Source organism: Spectribacter acetivorans (assembly GCF_031846305.1).
Taxonomy (GTDB): Bacteria; Pseudomonadota; Gammaproteobacteria; order Nevskiales; family Salinisphaeraceae; genus Spectribacter; species Spectribacter acetivorans.
Genome location: NZ_JAVRHY010000005.1, coordinates 159,703 through 182,800 on the forward strand (window position 1 = coordinate 159,703; position 23,098 = coordinate 182,800).

General features: G+C 57.8%; 18 protein-coding genes. 3 read left to right on the forward strand and 15 right to left on the reverse strand.

Annotated features, from left to right (window positions below; all coding sequences use genetic code 11):
* Nucleotides 1–4 precede the first annotated feature (4 nt).
* The 13 genes from mblB to RM531_RS07490 form a co-directional block, all read right to left on the reverse strand.
* Nucleotides 5–1,171 carry an anti-phage 6A-MBL system MBL-fold protein gene (gene mblB / locus RM531_RS07435; RefSeq protein WP_489753839.1) on the reverse strand — a complete coding sequence of 389 codons (1,167 nt, stop codon included), beginning with the start codon at nt 1,169–1,171 and terminating at the stop codon, nt 5–7.
* 324 nt (nt 1,172–1,495) lie between these two features.
* On the reverse strand, nt 1,496–1,912 hold the full coding sequence (locus RM531_RS16080) for a PIN-like domain-containing protein (RefSeq protein WP_349255412.1): 417 nt from the start codon (nt 1,910–1,912) through the stop codon (nt 1,496–1,498).
* On the reverse strand, nt 1,909–2,580 hold the full coding sequence (locus RM531_RS07440; RefSeq protein WP_311658399.1) for a hypothetical protein: 672 nt from the start codon (nt 2,578–2,580) through the stop codon (nt 1,909–1,911). Before RM531_RS07440 ends, RM531_RS16080 begins: the two co-directional genes overlap by 4 nt.
* A 460-nt stretch (nt 2,581–3,040) precedes the next feature.
* A complete protein-coding gene (locus RM531_RS07445; RefSeq protein ID WP_311658401.1) occupies nt 3,041–4,930 on the reverse strand; it encodes a TniQ family protein in 1,890 nt (629 codons plus the stop codon).
* Nucleotides 4,927–5,883, reverse strand: a complete 957-nt coding sequence (locus RM531_RS07450; protein ID WP_311658402.1) for a TniB family NTP-binding protein — start codon at nt 5,881–5,883, stop codon at nt 4,927–4,929. The genes RM531_RS07445 and RM531_RS07450 overlap by 4 nt, the downstream gene beginning before the upstream one ends.
* Before the next feature lie 2 nt (nt 5,884–5,885).
* A complete protein-coding gene (locus tag RM531_RS07455) occupies nt 5,886–7,949 on the reverse strand; it encodes a TnsB C-terminal domain-containing protein (protein ID WP_311658403.1) in 2,064 nt (687 codons plus the stop codon).
* Nucleotides 7,950–7,951: 2 nt separating this feature from the next.
* A complete protein-coding gene (locus RM531_RS07460; RefSeq protein ID WP_311658405.1) occupies nt 7,952–8,728 on the reverse strand; it encodes a TnsA endonuclease N-terminal domain-containing protein in 777 nt (258 codons plus the stop codon).
* A 145-nt stretch (nt 8,729–8,873) separates the two neighbouring features.
* Nucleotides 8,874–9,755 (reverse strand): hypothetical protein, encoded by an 882-nt coding sequence (locus RM531_RS07465; RefSeq protein WP_311658407.1) that lies wholly within the window; start codon nt 9,753–9,755, stop codon nt 8,874–8,876.
* A gap of 510 nt (nt 9,756–10,265) precedes the next feature.
* Nucleotides 10,266–13,370 carry a type I restriction endonuclease subunit R gene (locus RM531_RS07470; protein WP_311658408.1) on the reverse strand — a complete coding sequence of 1,035 codons (3,105 nt, stop codon included), beginning with the start codon at nt 13,368–13,370 and terminating at the stop codon, nt 10,266–10,268.
* Nucleotides 13,367–14,173 (reverse strand): DUF2971 domain-containing protein, encoded by an 807-nt coding sequence (locus tag RM531_RS07475; protein ID WP_311658409.1) that lies wholly within the window; start codon nt 14,171–14,173, stop codon nt 13,367–13,369. Before RM531_RS07475 ends, RM531_RS07470 begins: the two co-directional genes overlap by 4 nt.
* Nucleotides 14,174–14,253: 80 nt before the next feature.
* Nucleotides 14,254–15,531: a restriction endonuclease subunit S gene (locus RM531_RS07480; RefSeq protein ID WP_311658410.1), complete on the reverse strand. Its 1,278-nt coding sequence runs from the start codon at nt 15,529–15,531 to the stop codon at nt 14,254–14,256.
* On the reverse strand, nt 15,521–17,131 hold the full coding sequence (locus RM531_RS07485) for a type I restriction-modification system subunit M (RefSeq protein ID WP_311658411.1): 1,611 nt from the start codon (nt 17,129–17,131) through the stop codon (nt 15,521–15,523). The genes RM531_RS07480 and RM531_RS07485 overlap by 11 nt, the downstream gene beginning before the upstream one ends.
* Nucleotides 17,132–17,143: 12 nt before the next feature.
* A complete protein-coding gene (locus tag RM531_RS07490) occupies nt 17,144–17,737 on the reverse strand; it encodes a recombinase family protein (RefSeq protein ID WP_311658508.1) in 594 nt (197 codons plus the stop codon).
* A gap of 248 nt (nt 17,738–17,985) precedes the next feature.
* Between RM531_RS07490 and RM531_RS07495 the strand changes: the two genes are divergently transcribed.
* The 3 genes from RM531_RS07495 (at nt 17,986) to RM531_RS16130 (ending at nt 21,148) form a co-directional block, all read left to right on the forward strand.
* Nucleotides 17,986–19,005: a nucleoid-associated protein gene (locus RM531_RS07495; protein WP_311658412.1), complete on the forward strand. Its 1,020-nt coding sequence runs from the start codon at nt 17,986–17,988 to the stop codon at nt 19,003–19,005.
* On the forward strand, nt 19,002–20,192 hold the full coding sequence (locus RM531_RS07500) for a hypothetical protein (RefSeq protein WP_311658413.1): 1,191 nt from the start codon (nt 19,002–19,004) through the stop codon (nt 20,190–20,192). Before RM531_RS07495 ends, RM531_RS07500 begins: the two co-directional genes overlap by 4 nt.
* A gap of 536 nt (nt 20,193–20,728) precedes the next feature.
* Complete coding sequence (locus tag RM531_RS16130; protein ID WP_432280505.1) at nt 20,729–21,148, forward strand: Xre family toxin-antitoxin system antitoxin; 420 nt, start codon at nt 20,729–20,731, stop codon at nt 21,146–21,148.
* 470 nt (nt 21,149–21,618) lie between these two features.
* Here the strand turns inward: RM531_RS16130 and RM531_RS07505 are convergent, their stop codons facing one another.
* Nucleotides 21,619–22,806: a ribonucleotide-diphosphate reductase subunit beta gene (locus RM531_RS07505; protein WP_311658414.1), complete on the reverse strand. Its 1,188-nt coding sequence runs from the start codon at nt 22,804–22,806 to the stop codon at nt 21,619–21,621.
* A 73-nt stretch (nt 22,807–22,879) separates the two neighbouring features.
* Nucleotides 22,880–23,047 (reverse strand): hypothetical protein, encoded by a 168-nt coding sequence (locus tag RM531_RS07510; RefSeq protein ID WP_311658415.1) that lies wholly within the window; start codon nt 23,045–23,047, stop codon nt 22,880–22,882.
* Nucleotides 23,048–23,098: the final 51 nt, after the last annotated feature.

A 23,098-nucleotide genomic window follows, 5' to 3' on the forward strand; every position in this document is an offset into this window, starting at 1 on the left:
GGAATCAGCCGTGCTGGCGAGGCTGGGCAGCCGTTGCCCCGATACCAAGTGCCAGTCCAGCTGAAGTTGCAGCATCGACAATCTTCCTGGTGATACCGCTTGCCTTGATCTCGAATTCCAGTGCCTGGTTGTTTTCGTTCCAGTGTTCGTCTGTGCAGTAGAACCTATCGTGATCTCCTCCCAGAATGTCGATGTACTCCCGCTTGGCGCGTTCGTGCGGCGGGTTATCGTCGCCCTTTTTGATCGGTTTACTGCTTGCCACGATCACCGCCCCCTTTTTAGTTTGGGACAGCGCTTGGCGTGCATCTGGATCGACCTTGACCTGCTCCCCTAGGTCACTCCAGCGATCGAAGCTGAGGCTTCGCCACGAACAATGATGGGGTGTCTGCAGGATGTTGTACGTCAGCCAGTCGGTATTGGTATCGCCATGGCGACGCCACAGTCTTTTCCAGATAGCGACGCCAGCATCTCCGCCCGTCAGGAATCGGCATTGATCCGCGGTGCCGCCGCCCTTGAGAGAGAAGCGCACAACGACGGATGAGTCATTCTTCGTGAACGTTTCTTCGTCGTCATCGTCTGCCACCGGCAGCGGACAGAGGAGCCGTGCCTCAAACACCTCTTCGTGGATACGGTTGCACATAGAGAAAACGTCATCCACCTTCACGACAATATCGAGGATGTCATCCGTCTTCCCGTCAGTATCTTCGCCCATGAGGAGGATGCGATCGCCTTCCGTTGTGGAGCCCCCGCTTTCGCGAAACCGCTTTACGCGCCGCCTAGCCTCTGTGGCCCAAGCTCTTGCGTCTTCGCATAGCGGATTGATTGCGCTAGCGCGGCGAAACACGACTGGAGAAGACCATATTTCGCGGATAAGGATCTTGTCCTCTTTTCTCGACCATTCGTCCGGTGGGCCAAGGTGGAAGTGATTGCGCAAACCGTTGACGTGATCTTGGTCCGGATGGCTGAGGAGGAAAGCGTCCAGATACATTCGCCCGTACTCATCGCGCTCGAGGCGCTCGCGAAGCTGCGAAGCCACGTCAGGCATGTCGGCGCCATCATCGTCGGCCGCCTCTCGAATATTGAGGTCGAGCAGGATCGTTTGCCTGTTGTCCAGACAGACCAGTGCCATATCGCCATTGGATACAGGAAAGTATGTGATAGAAGCTGACATTTCATTACCTCCAATCTAACGCACTGCGACCTCCCTTCCGGCCCGAGGCTCAAGATGCAGTTCAGGAAAATCAATCTGAGGCAACTGAAGAAGTGACCGTGGCGACTTCCAGAAATCAATGGCTTACGGCGCTACTATAGGATTCGCTGACCGTGATTGTCACAGCATCCGGCGACCGTGGCTACCCCGATATCATAGTATCCGCTGACCGTAACGCACATTCCTGGCCACGGTCAGGCGTTGCTGTGTTGGTCCTGGGATCTAGCGACCGAATGTGGCGCAGCAAATAGCTACGGTTAGGCAAAGCGGTTGCCGGATGACGGATTACGCTAGGGGGACCTGCTTGAACTTGCCTTTGCCGCTGACGTTCCAGGGGACCTGAAGAATTGCTCCGCCGCTGAGGCGTTCAGCTTGCTCAACGACCCTCGGCCACCAGCGACAAAGCTGAACCGAGGACGCCCAGAATTGGTGGTTCTTCCAGCTCCGATCCAAGAGGAACACGACGAGTCCCGCACGGGCGAGAACTTGGCGCTCCAGTCCCTTTGTCAGCCTGTCCTTCGTGATCACGCACCAACCACCTTCATCCGACAACGTAGTAATCCATTCGGCGTCAGGCGTGTCGGGTGGAAATCTGTTCGTCAGGTGTTGGACTTCGTGCTCCTCGCCCCACTGGCTCCTCGACAGCGCTTGAAGAGCTCGCGCAATGGCTGGGGGCAAGTTGTTGTCGAAGAAGAAGTTCACGCAGGAAGTTTTTGTTCGAATCTTACCGCCGACCTGACCGCGCTGACAGGGACTTCATAGAGCAAGGACACCCGTCGGTAGTCCTCGTTTTCCGCCAGCCAGGCATCGAACAAGGCTTGGGTCCGCAGGCCGGTACCCATAACGATCGGTTTGCCGAAAGCGATTTTCGGGTCCAGAACGACAGACTTGATTTTCTCCATCGGGAACCACCGCTGAGGCTGGTCACCGTCGTATTCCAGGCCGGAATACAGCGAGGGTCGAACCACTTGGTTTATGACGAATTGCTTATGTCGCAGGTCGATCAGGTTGTTTTCGTCGCTGGCCTCGAATGCTTCTGCAAAGATCGATTTGCCATCGGTCAGGAACTGCTGGCAGATGAAGGGGTGGCTGCTGTGGAACAGCTCTTTCGCGTGCTTCGAAGCGAGTCGGATCGTTTGAAGGCTGATCCCAAGGTTGCGGAAATGCCGCACCAGCCGGACTTCCAGGAGGTCGAAGAAGCTAAGCCCCTCCAGGTTTTCGGCGGCCAGGTCGGTTTCCCAGATCGGGGGCTTGCGAGACGACGAGCTGGGCCGATAGCCGATGAGCCAGCGGCGTAGCTGCGCCGAAGCTATCCCGGTCAGGCGAGCCGCTTCCGGGAAGGTGTAGAGTCCGATGCCCGTCAGTTGCATGGGTAGAGTTGGAGTGTTCACCGACTGATGACCTCATTATCCGGAACTTGGTGTTGCCTTGGTACCGGGCGGAGAAAAGTGGCGCCTAAGTTTTTTGACGACTGGTGCGGCTATGTTCTGTGGCGCCGTCCTCTCGGCCAACATCATCGCGAGAGCTTGCCTATTGGCTCAGCCAATCTCTATCAACACTATAGGATTCGGCTGGCTGCCAGCGGCCAGGCAATTTTCTGCCCCCACAGCTGGTCCGAAGACGCGTGATCGAAGTCGAATACTGAGCCGATCTGTCGCTAGGTTTCAGGCGCAGCCATCGTGCAGCTATCCGAGAAAGCTCTTCCGTCCTTAGATGCTTGCGGGTGACGCTCTCCAGCCCGTTGCCGGGTTGCGCGGGAATCTTGATTCATCCTCCTGTTGGCCGAGCGAGTAAGCAACGGCCATCGCCATTATGCTGGACAGTTTTGTACTACGCTGGTCGATGTGTTCGCGATCTGCTTGGCTGTGCATCGGATTCTCTTGCGTGCACTACGCCGCAGGAATCAAACCATCCTTCAACGAGGTTAGCCCGCTTCTCCATCCGCCTGGCCGCCAAAGGCCCGAACTTCTTTTGGCCAAGAAGGATGGATGATAACGTGCCGCGGGAGCCCCCGAACTTCCGGCAAAACGCGGATTGCCCTCCATGCTCGTTGACCAGCGCGATGAGTTTCTTTGTGCGAGGGCAGTCCACCTTGCTGGCATCGACCTTGGGCCTTCGGCCGGTTTTTGTTTCGTAACTTGCTACAGCACTCACGGCCGCAAAATCGACACTTTCGACGTCTGCCCTGCGATAGATCGTGACCAAGGCATCCAGAGGTGCCGGTTGCACACCAATAGCCGCTAGCTTCTCCGCCAGATTAGTGCTGTTCAGGCCAAGCAATTTGGCCAGGGTCCCAACCAGGATGTACTCCCTATTGAAAGCCTCGGCAGATTCCTGATTGATCAGCAGCCGGCGCGGATCCGGTTTGTGGTGAGTGGCGAGAATTCTGCGATCCGTCAGGTCGGCGACAACGGCGTGATACGTGCCCAGCAGTTTTGCCGTTTCCCTGGCCGAGAGCGTGCCGGCTGGTTTGCGTTGCCTCCGAGCAAACGCTGTCGTCTCGTTATAGCTAACCATCAATTCGGACAGGTCCGAACCTTCGCCTCGAAAGACCGACATTTTCCCGCTGCGGACATCCCGGATGACCTCATGTAGCGGCACCATCAAGATGTTCGTGAGGCTGGTCGCGTTGCAAACCGGCATAGCTTCGGCGTAGAGATTGTCGATTATCTCGTGTAGATGGTTCATGTCGACCATCCGGAATTTGTGCCGGTTGCCGTTGTCGCCTATCTTGGTGAACAACTTGGAGCGGACGCGCTTTCTGTCCACCAGTGGCTGCATCACATGCCTGGAGATTCCGGCCGCGGCAGCAGCCTCACAGAGGGGGAGCCACCAGGGGTCGTCGTCACGGAGCAACGAAATACGGGATTCACCAATCTCCCGGGCTGGCAGCACGGCACCAGCCTCCCGAGCACGATTGACCAGCATCGTGGGCATGGCGGGGAACCGGGGCCATCGCTCTGCCAGAGCCTCAACTTGGGTTTCAACGGCGGCCGCGAGGTCCCCGGTGGACCGAGCGGCAGGCCACAGCCGGATCACTAGGTCTCGCATGGCCGCTACAGTCTGGAGTTGAGGGCTGAAACGGTAGTGTGGCCTGAGCGCTTCGCTCGTGCTTAGAAACCAGGCCGTCATCAGGCGATCCAGCAGGCGCTTCAACTCCATCTCATCGTCCAGATGGCGATTCAGCGTAGCCGCGCACTCGACCTCGTGAGCTTGCGCCGGTCTAGCCTCGGCAAATGTTTGGCAGCCTGCGCAGTGCGGCATCAAAACGACGTTGACAGCATTCGGCCGGTCACAAGCCTGGCAGGCGTCGACCAGCTCGCAGCCGTGCTCCGGGCACGCCGTGGAGAATGGCAGCAGCCATAGCCGCTGATGAGGCTTGCCGCTCTGGATGCAGGCCGGGCAATAGCGCCATCGGTGCATGCTGACGTACTCGTCGTATCGTCCCCCAGGACACGGCGGGCCGAGCTTCAACGCGGCGGCTTGGATTTGCTCGGGCGTGTGCTCGGTAAATTGAGCTAACTGGCCGGTGTCGACCGCGCCCACGGCCAGATGCCGCAGATCCACCCTGCTCAGCCCGCCAGGACGATCGGTCACGCCGAAGTATTGGGCCAGCAAGCCTAGGCTGGTATAGCTGTTGCCAACCACGGCCTGGGACAACAGTCCCGGGAGAGACTGTCCGGGCTGCAATGGACACGGAACCGGTAGGCGCGGCTTCATGCAGACAGAATCTCGCCCAAGCCCCTGTTGGCTGGCGCCAGCTTCCGCGTCGTATGGGCTTCCCGGCTAAAGCGTGTAATCTCTTCCAGGTCGATGTCGAAGGCGTTGGGCATTCCGTCATTCTTGTCGATTTGCTTCTGAGTCGCTTTTCGCAGGTGTTCGGTCTTTACCACTACACTGTTGTCCTTCGCTGCCAGGACGATTGCTGAAGTCAGGGTCAGCATCAGCGGACGCATCGCTCCCTTGGTCGCCGCATAGAGGCGGTCTTCAAGGTCGGCGCATTCTACCGTCACCCCGAAATCTTCCATCTTGCAGAGGTACCTCTTGATGATCCCCCGCCAGGTGGGGCGGTCTTTCGGGTAAACCAGCACGTTCAGGTAACAGGTAGTCTGGAAGCGACTTCGAATCTGTGGGTCCGCCCCCCAAAGTTGGCTGATAGTGTCCATTCCGGCTAGGACAAATGAGACCTCTGACTCGTCCAGGATCTTGAGACTGTTGAGGATGTTGTCGATCAGAGCCTGAGAAGGCTTCCCGCCGGGGACGAGGTGCTGAGTCTCGTCGATGATGATGAGACGGCATCCGCGCACGTTGATCGTGTTAAGCAGCCGGCGGGACAGATCGTACGTGGCGCCCGCGTTCGGCCTCGGATCACCAAACGCGCACAGCAGGCCCGACAAAAGCCCCTTGATCGTGGCTCCGGACGAGAGTTGGGTACGCATGACCGAATCGGGGCCGAAATGCTTGTGGCCATAGTCCACCAGTGCATGGGTCAGTGTGGTCTTGCCGGCACCGGACGGGCCCGAAACAATGAGGCCGCTGCCCGGCATACCCTCGTCGGGTAAGTGGAACAGCTCCTTGCCTCGCTCGAATGCCGATTTGAAGTTGCCGTGCGGAATCCGCAGCGCTCGAAGGGCGCGGTTGAGCTCCGGCACGTTGATCGAGGTTGTCGGCATCGTCAGATCTCCAAGTCGTCGGCGAAGTCTTCGATATCTTTATCGCTCGGGGGCGTCTTCGCTTCAGTCGGCTTCGCCGTCAGGATCTCTCCCGTACTCGTATTCACCACATCATCATCAAGATGCTGAATCGGTTCCTCCCGATCGAAGGGCTCCGGCGGAGTGGGAGTGCACGTGCGAGCTGCCCTCTTGGGCTTGCCACTCTCATAGCGGGCGACCTTTGTACCGAGCTTCTTGCCCTTGGCCACCCTCGTGTCAGTTAGCTCTTTGATCGCCTGGTCGAGCGCGAGAGCTGCATCCGTGTAGCATGCATCCTGCAAGCTCGCCTTGCGCCGAAGCCGCTGCTCGCGCTTCACCACACGATGGTTGTAGAGGGAGCGGCCATGGGCGTATTCCTGCTGGGCCTCAACCCGGAAGAACTCATGCGTGTCGGGGTGGAGCACGTAGATGACACCAACGTCCGCAGCAGACCACTTTACCGTTACCGCCGGCTTGCGATTGTCGACCTTCGGCGCCAGCTCATTGCGCAAGCGCGACAGCCACTCGTTGTTGAAGTGCAGATCGTTAAGGTGGATGCCGTTGGGGTGGATGATCCTCTCGGCGCAGGTCTTGGACAGGCACATCTCGACGTATTCCTGGGCGAAGCCGCCGCCCGGCATGCCGTGCCTGTGAACCGACTCGAGCCAGAGCTGCTCCGGGGTATGGCCGTTCTCGTTCGGCGTACGGTGCAGCACCGTCGTGATCCACTGGAGAAAGATCCGCTTCAACTCATCAAGCGAGAGGTGCGGATAATCGAGACCGTGCTTCTCAGGCTCGTATTTGAAGACCTGGCCTGGGAGTTGGGCCAGCAGGCTCCGGTTGATCTCGCCGAACTTGCGTTCGACCTGAGCCTTGAACCAGGGTTTGCGAGGCGGGGTGAAGTTGAGCGTGAAGCCCAGCTCGGCTGCTGCCATTTCCAGGTCTTTCCCGTGGAATTCCTTGCCGTTGTCCAGAGTCAATTCGGACGGCAGGCCGTGCATCGGCCAATGCCACTCGGCATCACCTCCGAGCTCGCGCACGTTCTTCGGCAGGATCGCCATTCGCATCGCCTGCATAACACTTTCCGCCGACGCCGGGTCCGGGGTCAGCCAGAAGCCTAGGATGGCCTTGGAGTAGCTGTCGAGAATCAGCGTCAGCCACGGGCGCACCAGCGTCCGGTGACCGAAATCGACGTAGATGTCGAGCAGCGTGTGGTCCACTTGAACCCGCTCCAAATGCCGGATCGCCGGCGGGGTGATGCCATACTGGCGGGTGACCTTCAGCGCGTACTGCGTGTTGTAGCGCGCCTTGAGCTTTTCGAAGAGATCGACCCGATCGAGGTGAGCCAAGAGGGTGTTGTAGTGCGGGATCTTGATTGGAGCCTCGCCACGCGCCTCCCTGGCCCGGTTCTCGATGTTGAGCTTCGCGGTCATCAACGTGTGGGCGTGCCGTGCGCTAATCCGCCGCCTGTCCATATAATCGTCGTGGATGGCTGCGTACAGCGCATCTGCCTGCTCCGTAGTCAGCTTGCTGTGACTGTTGCCCGTTGCGTCGCGGACAATGCTGATTAACTTGTGGCCGGAATTGACCCAGCGCCGATACCAACGACGAACGGCGGCCTCGCTCATCGGCTTGTGGGGTGGTTCGCGGTCGTGCCTGCGGCAGATTGCAACGTAGTCAGTGTGTACTTCCCTCGCGAGCGCCGTCACGGCTTTCTCTGAGAGTTTTCCGCCTTCCCGCCGGTAGTCATCCATGCGACGCATGTAGTAGTGACGCATCAGCACCAGAGTGCGTTCGCCCTCTGCCAGTGCGGTCAAATCGAAATGCAATTCGGGCGGCGGATCGCCCTCGTGGTCCGATTCTTCTTTTACGAAGACCAACTTCCCCTTGGCCAGGGCATCAAAGGCGGCGCCGGGCTTGATTAGCTGGTTGGTCCGACCTTTGTGGGGGGCGAGCATGTAACCGCCGCCGGGCCCACGACCGCCGCAGGTGTAGCGACGACCGTGGAAGTCGATGACGGCTCCTCTCTCAAGACGCAGTTCTGCCATCGCTACTGCTCCTCGATCGAGAAGATGACGAGCTGGTCCTTGATGGGGTAATCCCAGTCCACGCGGAGATGGCCATCGAGGATCGACGAAGCCAGGACATTTTGCACCGCTGGGTAGCCAGCGGAGAGATCAAATAAGTCGCCTATCGTCGATCCATAAAGGCTAGACAGCCAGGTACGTACTGCCTTATGCAACTGTGGCCGCGCATCACCGTTGGCCAGGCTCATGAGCCAGGTGGTGGCTGTCATGCGGGGTACACGAATGTGCTGCTCAGTGAGTACGGCATAGTTCATCCCGCGCTGATTGGCGTACTCCTGAAGCGCCGACGCGCGGGCCTGAAAAGCCAGCTTGCGCGACGCCTTTTCATACTTGACATCGACGAGAGCCACACCGTTTACGGTAGTCAGCTCGAAGTCGGGGTAGACCTTGCGGGTCTTGCCGTCGATTGGCAGCTGGATCGCACACGGCTGTGTCCGGTAGCCCACCAAGCGAGGTTGTGATTCCAGTAGGGCGCAGGCCTGCTTCTCTAGGGTGGACTCGAAAGGCACTAACGCTTTGTTGCGCCGGCTGGCATACAGCCCGACGTGATGCTGCCGAGCACCACGGCGGATGACTGTGCGAGTGATGCTCTGCCGCGAATAGGTGGTTGGTGTCACGGTCATCAGCTCGGGGCTCCGCCTTAGCAGTCGATTGAAAAAGTCGATGTTTGAGGAATTACCTTGAGTTGCCAGCGGTGCGTGGCTCGACCAGGCGGGGCTATTCGTGTTGAGCGCGTTCATTTCTCGTTTCCTTATCAACGTAAGGCGCATCGCTATCGTTGTTGTGTGCGACGAAATCACCGTGAGCACGATGGGACGCCGGCTTTCCTTAGAGCCGTCGGTTAGTCATCTATATACTCCATTCGTCAAGAGTTAATATTGCAAACTAGGATCTCAGCGCCCGCAGCAACAGCGTGCGCACAAACGGTGTGAGCGTCTGATCTGTCTCCTGTCGAATTGCCGACCGGCTTACATTGAGCTGGCCATCGATGAGTGCTAGCAGCCCAACATGGGGCTCCAGTCGTTCGAGAATCTGCAGTGGTTGAGTGGCGTTGGTGACCGCCCAGCAAAAATCCGCCTCTTTAGACCACGCCTGGAACTTCCACTGCGCCTCGGCACTCTTGGAGGCGAGCTTGATTTCGAAGACATGCACTTCGGCCTCGGCGGTACGATCGCCCTGCACAAGGGCCACCGCGTCGAACTCACGCCGATTTGTGGAATCTGGCACGGAGCGGTAAACATGACAGCGCACCGGGTTCTGATGGCCGGTCCAGGCACGCTGCTTAGACAAAGCAAGAACACAATCTGCCTCGAGCTGCCGGGCCCCCTCAACTGCATCGCCTGGTGAGTTTGCTTGAAGCGCCGGCTTGTAGGTCGCCCAAACCTGCTTAAGCTCGCGTATCGGCATGTCGCCGGCGAGAGCGCGCACGGTCATCTCTTCGATCAGGCCTTTCTGCGCCACACGCTCCAACTTCTCCAGGAGCTCTAGTGCCTCGGCCGAGATGCCTGCCGGTAGGTCCTTTAGCTCGGGGAGCCCCGTGTGGCGTTCCCGCAGAGTTTCGTAGTATGCCCCCGAGGCTTTGTATCGCCAGCACCTTGCCTGGCTCAAGCCATGCGCAGCGGCTTGGTGGTTAATCCAGTCGCTGAAGTTCCTGAACTCGTCTCGCCAGCTCTCGTGGCGACGAACGTGCTGGATGAGTGCAGCCAATGGCCCCCACCGGCCGTCGTCTAGCGCCTTCACGGCGTCGTTGACTTGGCGGTTGAGCATCGGGTTCGCGTGCGATTTCACGTGCAACAAGCTACGGTAGAGTCGCTCCAGTCGGCAAGAGTAACTATATTGTGTGTTCTCGCATCGCGCCGACCCCGGATCAACTGGACTCCGTGGGAGCCTCGAAACTTCGATAAAAACAGGGAGTTAGTATTCTCGCGGGAAGCGATTGACTAGCCTCAAGAAAGTCACCCTCTGGTGGCGTGGGCAGGCTTGGTGGCGTAGATTTGCGCAGGTCGCTTATCGATTCTTTGCTGGTGGGATAGGTGTCCGCAACGGAGGCGGCCACGATAATGCCCGGGTCCTCAACCGTTACGGCGGGGATCAAGCCTCAGCCGCTAGTGTTGCCGGGATGAGCCGAGCCGCAGTCACTGAGTAGTTGGTCCAGGGCTGCCCGCTTTCACGGGTGCTACGGTTGTGCTGCCAGGGTGTTCTTCGCCTTCGCCGACGATTCGATAACGAAGCAGGGCATAGACGCTTCATATGTTCAGCAACTGGATGTGGGATGCGTCATGACAGTTCAAATGCCCAGGTGTCAGCGAGACGCTCCGCCTGCGACAGCACGGTTTCGGTCGCTGCCTCCTGCTTGTCGGGTGGGTAGCGATAGCGCTTTAGCAGCACCTTGACCATCGCACGCATACCGGCTCGGGCGGACTGGCGCTCATGCCAGTTGATAGTGGCCGACTTGCGCAGCTTGTCAGTCAGCTCCTGGGCCAGCGCACGCAATGTCGGATCACCCAGCTCTCGCACCGCGCTCTCGTTCTTGATCAGCGCCTGGTAGAAGGCTGCCTCCTCCTCAGTCAGACCCTCAGGGGGCTTGTGTTCGGCCAGCTCCTTGGCGATCTGGATCAGTTCCTCGATGACCTCGGCACTGTGCAGCGAGCGGCTACGGTACTTGTCGATGGCGTCCTTCAGCTTCTTGGCGAACTCGACTTCCAGCGCCGCATTGCGGCTGCCTCGCGACTTGATCTTGTCGTCGAGCAGGCGCTGGAGCAGCTCCGCCGCGAGGTTCTTCTGCGGCATCTCGCGGAGCTTCGCAATAAACGACTCATCGACAAGCGAGATATCCGGCTTGTCGATGCCTAAGCCCTCGTAGAGGTCTCGTACACCCTCGACCAGCACCCCCTTGGCCACGAGCTGGCGCAGCGCGGCTTCCTTTTCGAGTCGGGATTTGCCGCTGCTGGCGCGGGTCATCTTGACCAAACCCGCCTTGATGACCTGAAAGAAGGCGATCTCATCGCGTACCGCCAAAGCCTCTTCGCGAGTACCGGCAATCGCCTGGGCCTTTGTGAGCTTGGTGACCTGATCGATGAAGTCCCGGATGCCCAGGTTGCGTCCCTTCTCGTCGCCCTTGGGGTTGATCTGGGCGATGTGGTCCATCGCCGGCTTGAGCAGCGCTACGGCCTTCTGCGGCTCCTCGAATCCGCTGTAATCGAAGCCGCGCCAGAACTCCTTGCGCAGCACGTCGAGCGTGTCGAGCAAAACGCCCAGCGCCTTGCCGGAGCGATCAACGGGCTCTTCCTCCTTGCCGGACGCCGAGGTATAGCTGGTGATTGCCTTCTTGAGGTCCTCGCCGATGCCGATGTAGTCCACCACCAGCCCACCCGGCTTGTCCTTCCAGACGCGATTGACGCGGGCGATGGCCTGCATCAAACCGTGGCCGTGCATGGGCTTGTCGATGTACATCGTGTGGCAAGGCGGCGAATCAGTGCCGGTCAGCCACATGTCCCGGACAATGACGATTTCCAGCTCGTCATCCGGCTTCTTGAAACGCTTTTCGATGAACTTGCGCTGCGTCTTGTCCGTCCGGTGCGGTGCGAAGTGCTCAGGGTCACTGGCCTTGCTGCCGGTCATCACGACCTTGATTTTGCCCTTGTCCAGATCGTCGCTATACCAGTCAGGGCGCAGCTTCACGATCTCGTCGTAGAGCTGTACAGCGGCCGCGCGAGAGATGGCTACCACCATCGCCTTGCCCTGGATGGATTCCTGGCGCTGTTCCCAGTGCTTGACCAGATCCTCGGCGAGCGTCTGCATCCGGCCTTCAGCGGTCGCCAGCGCCTCCAGGCGCGTGTAGCGGCTGGCAGCCTTGCTCTGCCCCTCCACGTCCTCATCGGCCATGGCCTCTTCGAACTCGTCGAGCAGGGCCTGCTTCTCGGCCTCGTTGAAGGCCAGGTCGATGATCCGGGCCTCGTAGCTAATCGGTACCACTGCGCCGTCGCGCTGGGCGTCGAGCATGTCGTAGACATCGACGTACTCGCCGAACACGCCCCGCGTGTCGCGGTCATCCTGCTCAACAGGGGTGCCGGTCATGCCGAGATAGATGGCGTTGGGCAGCGCTTCACGCATGTACTTGGCCAGCCCGTACTTCTTCTTACCGGTCTCCGCGTTGATCTTGGCCCGAAAGCCGTACTGCGTTCGGTGCGCCTCGTCGGCGATCACAATGATGTTGCGCCGCTGACTCAGCGCCTCGACACCATCCTCGACCGGTGCAAATTTGTTGATGGTCGTAAAAAAGATCCCGCCCGCTGCCACAGCCTGGAGCCGCTTGCGCAGGTCCGCGCGATCCTCGAACTGCACCGGCACGGTTTCCAGCGTGTCCCGGCACGCCGCGAAGGTCTCGAATAGTTGGCCATCTAGGTCATTGCGGTCGGTGACCACCACGATGGACGGATTCTCCAGCTCGGGGGTTTTGCGCAGCGCATGGGCGTAGAACAGCGCCAGAAAGGACTTGCCGCTACCCTGGGTATGCCAGACCACGCCGCCCTTGCCGTCACCGCTGCGATAGGCCGAAACAGCACGCTCGACCGCCTTCTCGACGCCATGGAACTGCTGCCACTGCGCGACGACCTTGGCCTGCGCCGCGCCGTCGTCGGTCACAAAGGCCACATAGCCCCTCAGGAAGCGCAGGAGCGTCGCTTTGTCCAGCAGACCCCGGCAGAGCACCTCCAGCTCCATCATGTGGCTAGGCGCTTCCTCAGCGCCTATTAGCCGCCATGGCGTGTGCCGCTCCAGATCGGCGGTTAGCGAACCGTAGCGGGTCACGATGCCGTCAGAGATGACGTTCAGCAGGTTGTAGTGAAAAAGCTGCGGGACCTCCCGCTTGTAGGTCTGGATCTGCTTCCAGGCCTCCTCAATGTCCGCATCCTCGTCGCCGGGGTTCTTCAGCTCCATGACGATGAGTGGCAGGCCGTTGACGAAGACCACGACATCGGGTCGGCGTGGATGGGTGCCGTGGGCCGTGAACTGCTGCACGGCCAGCCAGTCGTTGGCCTCCGCATCCTCGAAGTCGATCACCTGGGCGCGGATGACCTCACGCTCACCGTTGTCACGCATTACCTCGACCGGTACACCGCTGATCAGCCAGTCGTGAACCTCGCGGTTACCCTCAAGCTGCGACTGGGCGCTGTAGTCAGCCAGCTTGTCAACGACCTCATCCACCTCGGCGAGGTCGGGATTGAGCGCTCGCACTGCTGATGCAAGGCGAGGCCTCAGAACCACCTCGCGGTAGCGCTCCCGGTCCTTACCCTCCCCGGTGATCGCCTCGCCCTTGCAACACTCGTAGCCTATGCCATCGAGCCAATCGAGGGCAGAGGTTTCGAGGTGGTCTTCTATCACGACTCCATCCTGCTCTTCTCAAGATGACTGCAGTAGCCCACTTCTCGAAAATTCACGGAGAATGAGGAGCTGTCCATCCCGCCATAGTAGAACTTTATATGCTCGTTCTGCCCACGAAGGATCAAGCATATTATCTCCAGAAATGAAGAATCGATATTTGATCCAAAGTACACGCCAGTCAGCTCTTCAGCGCTGTAGTTGTATACCGTACCGCCATCTCTATGAATAAGTCGCCATTCTCTCTCGTACGCCCAAGACTCATGCTTTGTGCACGAGAGGTCAATGAGGTGTTCTGCGTTTTGCTTCAGCAGCAATTCATTAACCGATAGCTCCGGGAAACTATTCTTATATTCAACCCGTCTTGCTTTCGAGAACAGATCTCCACTTGTATTAAACTCCAAACAGAAACCTGTGTGCGCGCGGGCATAATGGGACCACATTAAAATACTGTCGTTGACTTCCGAGAAGCAAGCAACACCTCTCAAATTAAGAAACCTGCTTCTAAAATCGTCCCTAACGTCCTCAACAACCTTTTTCACGCAGATCCATGCATCTTCAGGCGTCAAAAGGTGCAGATCATCAGGGAAGGGATCTTCGGATGATCGCTCATGCTTTAGCCGCGTATGAAGCTCCAACTTCTCCTGTGGAGAGGGCTCGGCTATCGGCGCCATTACAGCAGAATCGAATGGATCGTTGAACTTATTAGGTGGCGAGAAGTAAATGGCTTGATCTTTGACTGCCTTGAGCGACCTATCGCTAATTGAGTAATACTTATATAGTTTTTCCGGCATACGGCCTGCCATATAACCTCCTCCGCCTCTCACCAAAGGCCATCTTGCCCACATTGCAGCAGCGACGCACTGGCGTTCTATAGGCGCTGCAACTATTGCAATTTAACCATTCCAGATATCAACCTTGGAAGGAGTGCATCTCTCGCCTCAGCTAACGCAGCCGACTCTTCTTCTAATACGGCCACCCTATTGAACAGCGAACGAACTATTTCATCAAAAGCCCCCATGACGCTTTGTGGTGGGGCTATAACAGGCAAAGGCCGAAAACTCTTCTTGCTTATCTCTTGGAAGGTCGAGCCATTCGCATTTGCAACGATCATGTCTTGCGACGCCTGAGCCCAGTACAAAAGGAAAACGTTTGATACACCTTGACTGGGCTTCATCGCGATGAAGCCCTGGTTGATAGCCGCCGGAAGCGTGTTGATCGCCAAATAACCGATAGGCGCACGAGAAGAGAGCAACACTGTCCCGGGAGGAAGCAACCCCGAACTAACGCGTGAGACACCAGCATAAGTAATGTGACGAGCAGTTTGGCGCAGCACAGGCACAGATAGGTTCGCCAGATCCTTGGGCGTGGCCCAGGCGAATTCGCCATTTTCCCAATACTCAGGCTCCTTAGTAGAAGGTGTAGCTCCGCCCACGATCTCACATAGATTAGAGATGGGTCGTACATTCCACCCCTTCGGCACCAACCCCAGCTCACTCTCCACCAACCGATCCGGGAACAGGGCCGCAATCTCGGGATCCATGCCTTCCGGCTCCCGGCCTTCCATCTTGGCGCGCACTGGGTCGAAGTCAACAAACCAGGATTTGAAGACGGCGCGAGCGATGGATTCGAGGTTGGCGGCGAGGGCGCCGTTGTTGGCGATCTTTTCGTCCAATGCGCGCAGTGCCGTCGATATAGATTTTTGCTCCTCAATAGGCGGCAAGGGTATTTGCAAAGCCCTTAATGCTCGCCCGGTTAGGTGCTTTATGGTTGTCCCAGTGAAGAAAACCTCCAGTTCACCAGTTCTCGCTGCATGGTTTAGCCAGTAGTACAGGAAGTAGTTGTCAAGCGATGGCTTGACCCGCACACGGTGGAGCGCTTTTTGCAACTTCATGTTTGGTACTTGGCCGTGCCAAATTGCGCAACGTCCTGGCTCCCCGCCTTCACATACGATGAGGTCTCCTTCAGAAACGCTGTATCGCGCTTCTTCATCAGGCTCGAAGCGCATGCACTGAAGATCGTCGAGATTGAATTGTCCCCACTGGACATTCGCGTTGCCCAGGTACGGCTGCAACACCCCTCGGTTTTTCTTTGCGTCTAACATCTTTCCGAGGCAGGTTTCTGCATTATCGCCTAGATGGCCTGTTGGCCACTCAGACTTCATATCCAACCCTCCCCAACTGCCTGCGCACCTCGTCCTCCAGCGCGTTCCCCTTGGCGAAAAGCTCGCTCAGCTGGCCGGTGAGCTGCTGCATCTTCTCCTCGAAGGCCTCGTCGTCGTCCTCGACTTCAGCTGCGCCGACGTAGCGACCTGGCGTCAGGACGAAGCCGTGCTTCTCGATCTCCGCATAGTCCGCCGACTTGCAAAATCCCGGTTCGTCTTCGTGCTCGCCGTCGTCAACAAACTCCGTGCCCCGCCACCGATGGTAGGTTTGCGCAATGCGGTGAATTTCCTCATCCGAGAACCCGATCATGGTGCGGCTGAGCTGGAGCGACCCCATCTTCCGAGCATCGATGAACAAGGTCTGGCCGGTTCGATCGATGGCCCCATTGACGCCTGCCTTCTTGTCCTTGGTCAGGAACCACAGGCAGACGGGTATCTGCGTGTTCGAGAAAAGCTGGCCAGGCAACGCGACCATACACTCCACCACATCGGCGGCGATCATCATCTTGCGAATCTGACCTTCACCCGAGGTGTTGGTGGTCATCGAGCCGTTTGCCAACACGATGCCTGCGCGCCCATGTGTCGATAGCCGCGCCAGCATGTGCTGCAGCCAGGCGTAGTTGGCGTTGTTCTTCGGCGGTATGCCGTAGGTCCAGCGCGGATCTTCGGTCAGCTTGTCGCCGCCCCAATTTGAAATGTTGAAGGGCGGGTTTGCGAGGATGTAGTCGGCCCGCAGCTTCGGGTGCTGGTCGTTGTTGAAGGTGGATCCATAGGTCTCGCCGAGATCGCTGTCTCCCAGCCCGTGTACCGCGAGGTTCATCTTCGCCAGTCGGCGCGTCGCGGCCATCATTTCCTGGCCATAGATCGGTAGATCCCCTTTTTTGCCCAGCTTTCTGGCGTGGGCTTCCTTGAACTGCGCCGACTGAACGAACATGCCACCCGAGCCGCAGCAGGGGTCGTAGATCTTGCCCCGGAAGGGCGCAAGCAGCTCGACGAGCAGATTCACAACAGACTTTGGCGTATAGAACTCGCCGGCTTGCGCACCTTCGGCGCGCGCGAACTCACCAAGGAAGTATTCGTAGACTTCGCCGAAGATGTCGCGGCTGCCGTGCTTCCCCGGGTCGAACTTCAGCTCCGCGACCTTGGCCATGAGGGAGGCCAATGTTCCCGGCGCGAGTTCGAGCTGATCGAACTGCCGGTAAAGCACACCGTTCAGGCTGGCGTTCTCCTTCTCGATCGCCCGCATGGCCGCGTTGAGCTGGTTGGGCAAATCCTTGCCGGCAGCCGCCGCACCTTTCAGAAGGTGGGAGTAGTGCGCCTCTTTCGGCACCCAGAACACGTTGTCTGCGTCATAGAAGCTGCGATCGGTCACGAACTCCTGCTCGGCCTCAGCGCGAATCGCTTCGTCATCCATGTAGATGTCCGACTTCGGGTCGGCAAGCCGGGATCGGATAACCTCGGCCTGGGCATCGAACATGTCAGACACGTATTTGAGGAACACCAGCCCCAGCACCGGGTACTTATACTCGGCGGCTGAAACGGAGCCCCGCAGCGCGTTGGCTGTATCCCAGAGGGTCTTCTTGAAGTCTTCTTCGGTCATGTCCGCAGTCTGTCAGTTGTGAGGCTCACTGCGTGAGCTTGGAAGGTCGGGCAGTCCGTGGCGCTTCAGCGAAGCATTTAAGGTCATCCGCGAGACACCAAAATGCTCCGCCACCTCCGCTTTGGTCATGTTCGGGTCACGGAGCATGGCTGAGGCTTTGCGCACGTCGGCCAGCGTCATCTTTGGGTTGCGCCCGCCTTTGCGACCGCGAGCTCTAGCTGCCGCGAGACCAGCGCGGGTGCGCTCCTGGATTATCGATCGCTCGAACTCGGCTAGGCTCGCGAAGATGTGGAAGACAAGGCGTCCACTCGACGTACTGGTATCGATGGCCTCGGTCACGGACTGAAAGCCGACCCCTCGGGAGTCCAGCTCCGTGACAATCGATACGAGGTCCTTCAATGAGCGTCCCAGCCGATCCAAGCGCCACACGACCAGAGTGTCGCCCCTGCGAAGCGTCTGGAGGCACGTGGCGAGCTGCGGGCGTTCTCTGGTGGCTCCCGAAATTCGATCCTCAAAGACCTGCTCGCACCCAGCGGCACGCAGCGCATCCAGTTGCAACTCTGGGCGCTGGTCGACGGTCGACACGCGGGCATATCCTATAAGCAAGAAAACGTACCTATTCTTGATATAGTTTTTTGTACGTGGTTTCTTGCGCCGTATCAAGCCCTTTCAGGGGCTCTGAGAGGGACAGTCGAAGCGTAAAGAAAACGGTGGTTTCTGGTAGTGGGTAGTATTCCGCATAGTGCTACCCTCAGTGATGAACGTGACTGACCTTGTTGATCTAAGCGCTTAGGCCAGAATAACGCATCTCTACCATCATGGCGCTAAGAAAAGAATGACTCTGGGAGCTTCGGATGGAACTGACCACTACTGCGGCAATCGCGCACAAAATCATCAAGGCGCAACGCGCTAAGGGAACATTGCAGCTTCGGAATACGCCGCTCCCACCATCAAACTCTTTGGATCGCCTGATCGACGAGATCCACGCCGCCTACAAGAATCGCTCCGGGAAGTCTCATGGAGCTTTTGAGGCCGATGAGCAGAACTATCCCACAGCGGCCAACCTTCGCAAGCACTTCCAGGATCAGTCCGCTGATTTCGTTGCAACCAGCCATGCACTGATGCAAACCCTTCTGACCAAGGCAAACGAGGCCAGCTCAAACTTGGCAACGGGCGGCAGTGTACTGATGGCGCACGTGACGAGCGGTGGTTCCCAATGGTTCATCGTTACGATACTTACCGACAAGGTAAGCGCGGCGATTGACAACAACCTGAATCTCGTCGATAGCGTTCATCTCGACCTCAACAGCATGAGGTTCGCGGGACGGGTGGATATCACGCGTTGGCTCGATAACGAAGATCGCTACGTCAGCTTTCTTCAGGGCGCATCGAAAGACGTATCCGATTACTTTCTGAGGTTTCTGGGCTGCACCCATCCCCAGGCCATACGCAAGGAAACGACGCGTTTGGTGGATGTCGTCCGTAGTGCCGTCAATAGGCTGGATGCCACAGAAGACCAGCGGGAAGCCGCTCGTAGTCTGATCTATCAGTACCTAAATGACTGCGCCAAGAACGCCGAACCCCTGAACATTGATTCACTTTGCAATCGAGCCTGGCCGGACAACCCGGATGCGCTGCGTGAGCCGTTAATAGATCCTGACTCCGGAATATCGGATGGCTTCGTGCCACACAAGACTGCCCTGAAGGGGCTTGTCCGCTTCGAGGGGAAAGGCCCGCACTGGCATATGAAATTCGAGCGGGAAGCTGTGACTGAAGGCAATATCCAGCTAAATGCTGATGCGAAAGAGATAACTATTAAGAACGTGCCTGACGAAGTTATTGCACGCTTCCAGAACGACTTCCCTGAGCCGTGAACGACTTAGCTCACATCGTCGAAATCTACCGGGCCATCAGGGATACCAAACAAGTAGATGGCACAACTGAAGCTTATCTCGATGTCTCAGGCGAATCGATGCGTTTATTCCTATTGCAGGCAGAAGATGAAGACCGCTCGGAAGAACTCGGTCTAGCCATTCTGTCAGCGCCAGAGGACGTTCAGATAGGTGCCGCGGTAAATATTCGACTGTTCCCCCCTAGAAGTACTCCGGTGTACCGCAATCTAGAAGTTTTTCTGGGCAACGGTGCGCGGCTTCTTTCACCTATTGGCGAATTTTATATCGTTGATTTGGATTGGTTTTCTGAAGATCCGGGACCTCCGGCTGAAGGCGAGAACTTGAAACCGCTGCATAGTGTCCTGCAGCAGCTATGCGATTCCGCGACGCTCGTGGATAAGGACAAGACGCGACTGCTCTTTGCTGACAGTGCCGGGCTTGTCGATCTGCCTATCAACATTTCGCCGACGGACCTCAACGCAATTACGCCCGAGAGCAGTGACGCTTTCGTTGAATTCTGTGCTGACAGTCTTCACAGAAAGCACCGTCTTGAGGCTGTAGCCAAGGTAGTAATCCGGCAGACTCGCGGGATCTCCGCCAATAATAGGATTCACCACGTCTTCCGTAATCTGGACGTGATCCTTTCTGATGCAAAATCGCAGCATGCTGTATTCCTCTCAGCATTCTCCTACGAAAAGGTGCGTGATGAAGTTGAGGCGCTGAAGGTCGAGTACACCTCAAGAATCCACAAGGTTCTTTCTAGCATACAGGGTCAACTGCTGGGCATTCCTGCTGCTACTGTCGTCGTCGCAACGCAGATGAAGAAAGCCGATGTTATGGGCGCAGTTTTCATTACCAACGCTGCAGTTCTGCTTGGGGCCTTCATCTTCGGTATTTTTTTGATCTTGCTGCTCGTTAACCAAGGGCACACTCTGGAAGTCATAAAAACCGAGGTGGCACGTCAGAAAGGACAACTTAAATCAGAGCTCCTTGAGGTCGCTGATGGGTTTGAAGCGGCCTTCCTGATGCTGGAAAGACGGATCAATCACCAGCGGCTGATTCTTTGGATAGTCGGTGTTGTAGTTGGCGTCGGATTGCTTCTGAGTTGTATAGCCTTTTGGATGCTGAATTCGACTATCGTCAAATCAATGCTTGATTCAGTGTGTTGAGCTATTATGACAGCCCGAGGAAGGCAACATGGCGCGACGCAATAAACCCGAGTCCCGAAATTCTGACGAGCTACTTGCGGGCCGACCATCCCGGGTGGGCTTTGTACTGATCGAGCAGCTCTCACTTTGGCTAACCGCACCGCTTTCTTTTACGCTCTTATGCAAGTGTGCTGATCTGGCTAAATGGCTAGAGCATCAATAAGGTTTAGTCAGCCCGCTGACCTTCATCTGCAATAGTTCGCCTTTACCTCTGAATAGTACGTTTATCGTGTTATGTGGAGCGTGGTACGAAAGTGGTTTTAGGTAAATTTGCAAATGGTGCGTATAAGGCTGCTTCCTGACGATGCTAAGGGAGTTGTCGAGGGTTCGGCTGGACACTCAAGCCGAACTTCCTCTTATGTCAGCGTAGAGCCTAGATTGGACTCCTTTGCTTCTTACCGCATTCGCTAACCTGATACCTTCTCTAGCCTGACGAATAACGAGTGGAGCCACAGGTGGCGATTGGCGAAGGTTCGGAACCGTTCGGCGAAATGAGCATGGACTACCGGTTGCAGGGTGCCAGGGTCCTAGAGCTCCCAAAGAGATCTGCAATTGCCGATCTGATCGAGGCCATCCAGCAGGGCTTCAGGTTCGAGGTGTTTACAGTGCTCTGTAGTCGCTATGGTGCGCCCAGGCAACTGCTCGCAGACACTATAGGAGTTTCGCAAAGCACCCTTAATCAACGTGAGCGAGATGGGCGGTTCAATGAGCCGGAGTCGGATCGACTATTACGCGTCGCGGGGCTATATGGGGTAGCGGAGAGTGTCGTTCGTGACCGTGCGATGGCGATCGATTGGATGCATACGCCGAATCGAGGCTTGGGAGGCCACACGCCTCTGGCATACGCTAAAAGTGAGACCGGCGCGCGCGAGGTGGAATATCTCCTCGGCCGCATCGCGCATGGGATAGTCGCCTAATGGCTGGGCATTAACTACAAGCGTTGGAAATGAAGTGACGGGCCTAAATGCTCGACCAGCCCGGCACTTGGCGCAGCTGCCATCGGCGTACAACTCGGGCCTTGAACGTATAAGCTCAAGACTCTTTGGGGCCTCAAAATACGTAAGGTCCGGGCGCTACTTTCATCCTAAATTCTTATATCTACGAGCCGTAACGCGGAGAATACGATGATATTCGATCCGCTTCAACGGATACTGTCGCGTGTAAGTTGACCATACTCAAGAGGCTTGACGTGAAATTTCATTTCTAAACTTTCAACGTCACCGGACCCGAAGATTCGAAATGGCGCGACACGCTTGATTGCGTCGTCGCGCCTATCTACCAGTCCCTTATATCAGCGTTGATTCCGGTGCTCAAGCCGCCCAATTGCGAATCGTTCGCAGGGTCACCGCATCCTGTGATTTCGGTCACTTAATGCTGTGACTGACAATCAATCCCAACTCAAAGCCCCACCCGTCTGATACTCGATCACCCGAGTCTCGAAGAAGTTCTTCTCCTTCTTCAGGTCCATCATCTCGCTCATCCACGGGAACGGGTTCTCGGCGCCGGGGTAGAGTTCGGCCAGGCCGATCTGGCTGCAGCGGCGGTTGGCGATGAACTTCATGTACTCGTCGAACATGCTGGCGTTCATGCCGAGCACGCCGCGGGGCATGGAGTCGTGCGCGTAGGCGATTTCCAGGTGCATGGCCTTGTCGATCATGGCCCGGGCCTCTTCCTGGAAGCTGGCGGTCCAGAGGTGGGGGTTCTCGATCTTGATCTGGTTGATCACGTCGATGCCGAAGTTCAGGTGCATCGATTCGTCGCGCATGATGTATTGCACCTGTTCGGCGGTGCCGGTCATCTTGTTGCGGCGGCCGAATGACAGGAACTGCACGAAGCCGGCGTAGAAGAAGATGCCTTCGAAGATGACGTAGAAGGCGATCAGGTCACGCAGGAACTTCTGGTCGTTTTCCGGGGTGCCGGTGGTGAAGTCCGGGTCGTTCAGGCTCTGGGTGTACTGCATGGCCCAGGCGGCCTTGTTGTGGACGCTGGGCAGCTCGCGGTACATGTTGAAGATCTCGCCCTCGTCCAGGTTCAGGCTTTCCACGATGTACTGGAAGCAGTGGCCGTGGACGGCTTCCTCGAAGGCCTGGCGCAGCAGGTACTGGCGGCATTCCGGGTTGGTCAGGTGCTTGTAGATGCCCAGCACCAGGTTGTTGGCCACCAGCGATTCGGATGACGCGAAGAAGCCGAAGCCCCTTTTGAGGATCAGGCGTTCGTCATCGGACAGGGCGTCCGGGTCCTGCCACATGGCGATGTCGGCGGACATGTTGATTTCCTGCGGCATCCAGTGGTTGGCGCAGCCGGACAGGTATTTCTCCCACGCCCACTGGTACTTGAACGGCACCAGCTGGTTGACGTCCGCGCGGCAGTTGATGATGGCCTTGTCGTCCACCTGCACGCGGTCGGCGCCCATTTCCACCTGTTCCAGGCCGGTAACGGCGGTGTCCTTGTCGGCGGATTCGCGGGCGCGCAGCTCGCCGTCTTCCACCGCGAAGGGGTCGGGGGTGGCGGCCGGCTGCGGCGGGTGCACGCTCTGGTTGGGATCGGTCGGGCGGTTGTCGTTCCATTCGAGCATGGTCGTCATCCTTGTCTTGCGTTAAGTCGGTGTCGAAGGCCGGCTGCGTGGTGGCGTCGGTCTTCGTGGTTGTCTAGCGGCGGCGGTTCAGCTGCATCACCCGGCGGGCGCGGGTGCGCCGCTGGCGGATCTGCTGCTGATGGCGTTTGGCGTCGCTGGCCTGGGAGGGCAGCGGGCCGGATTCGCGCGGGTCGTCGCCGGTGTCGATGATTGTTGGGTGCCAGTCCATTTGTTGGGTCATGGTTGCAATCGTTCCCCCCTCTCCCTGGCCCTCTCCCCGGCGGGGAGAGGG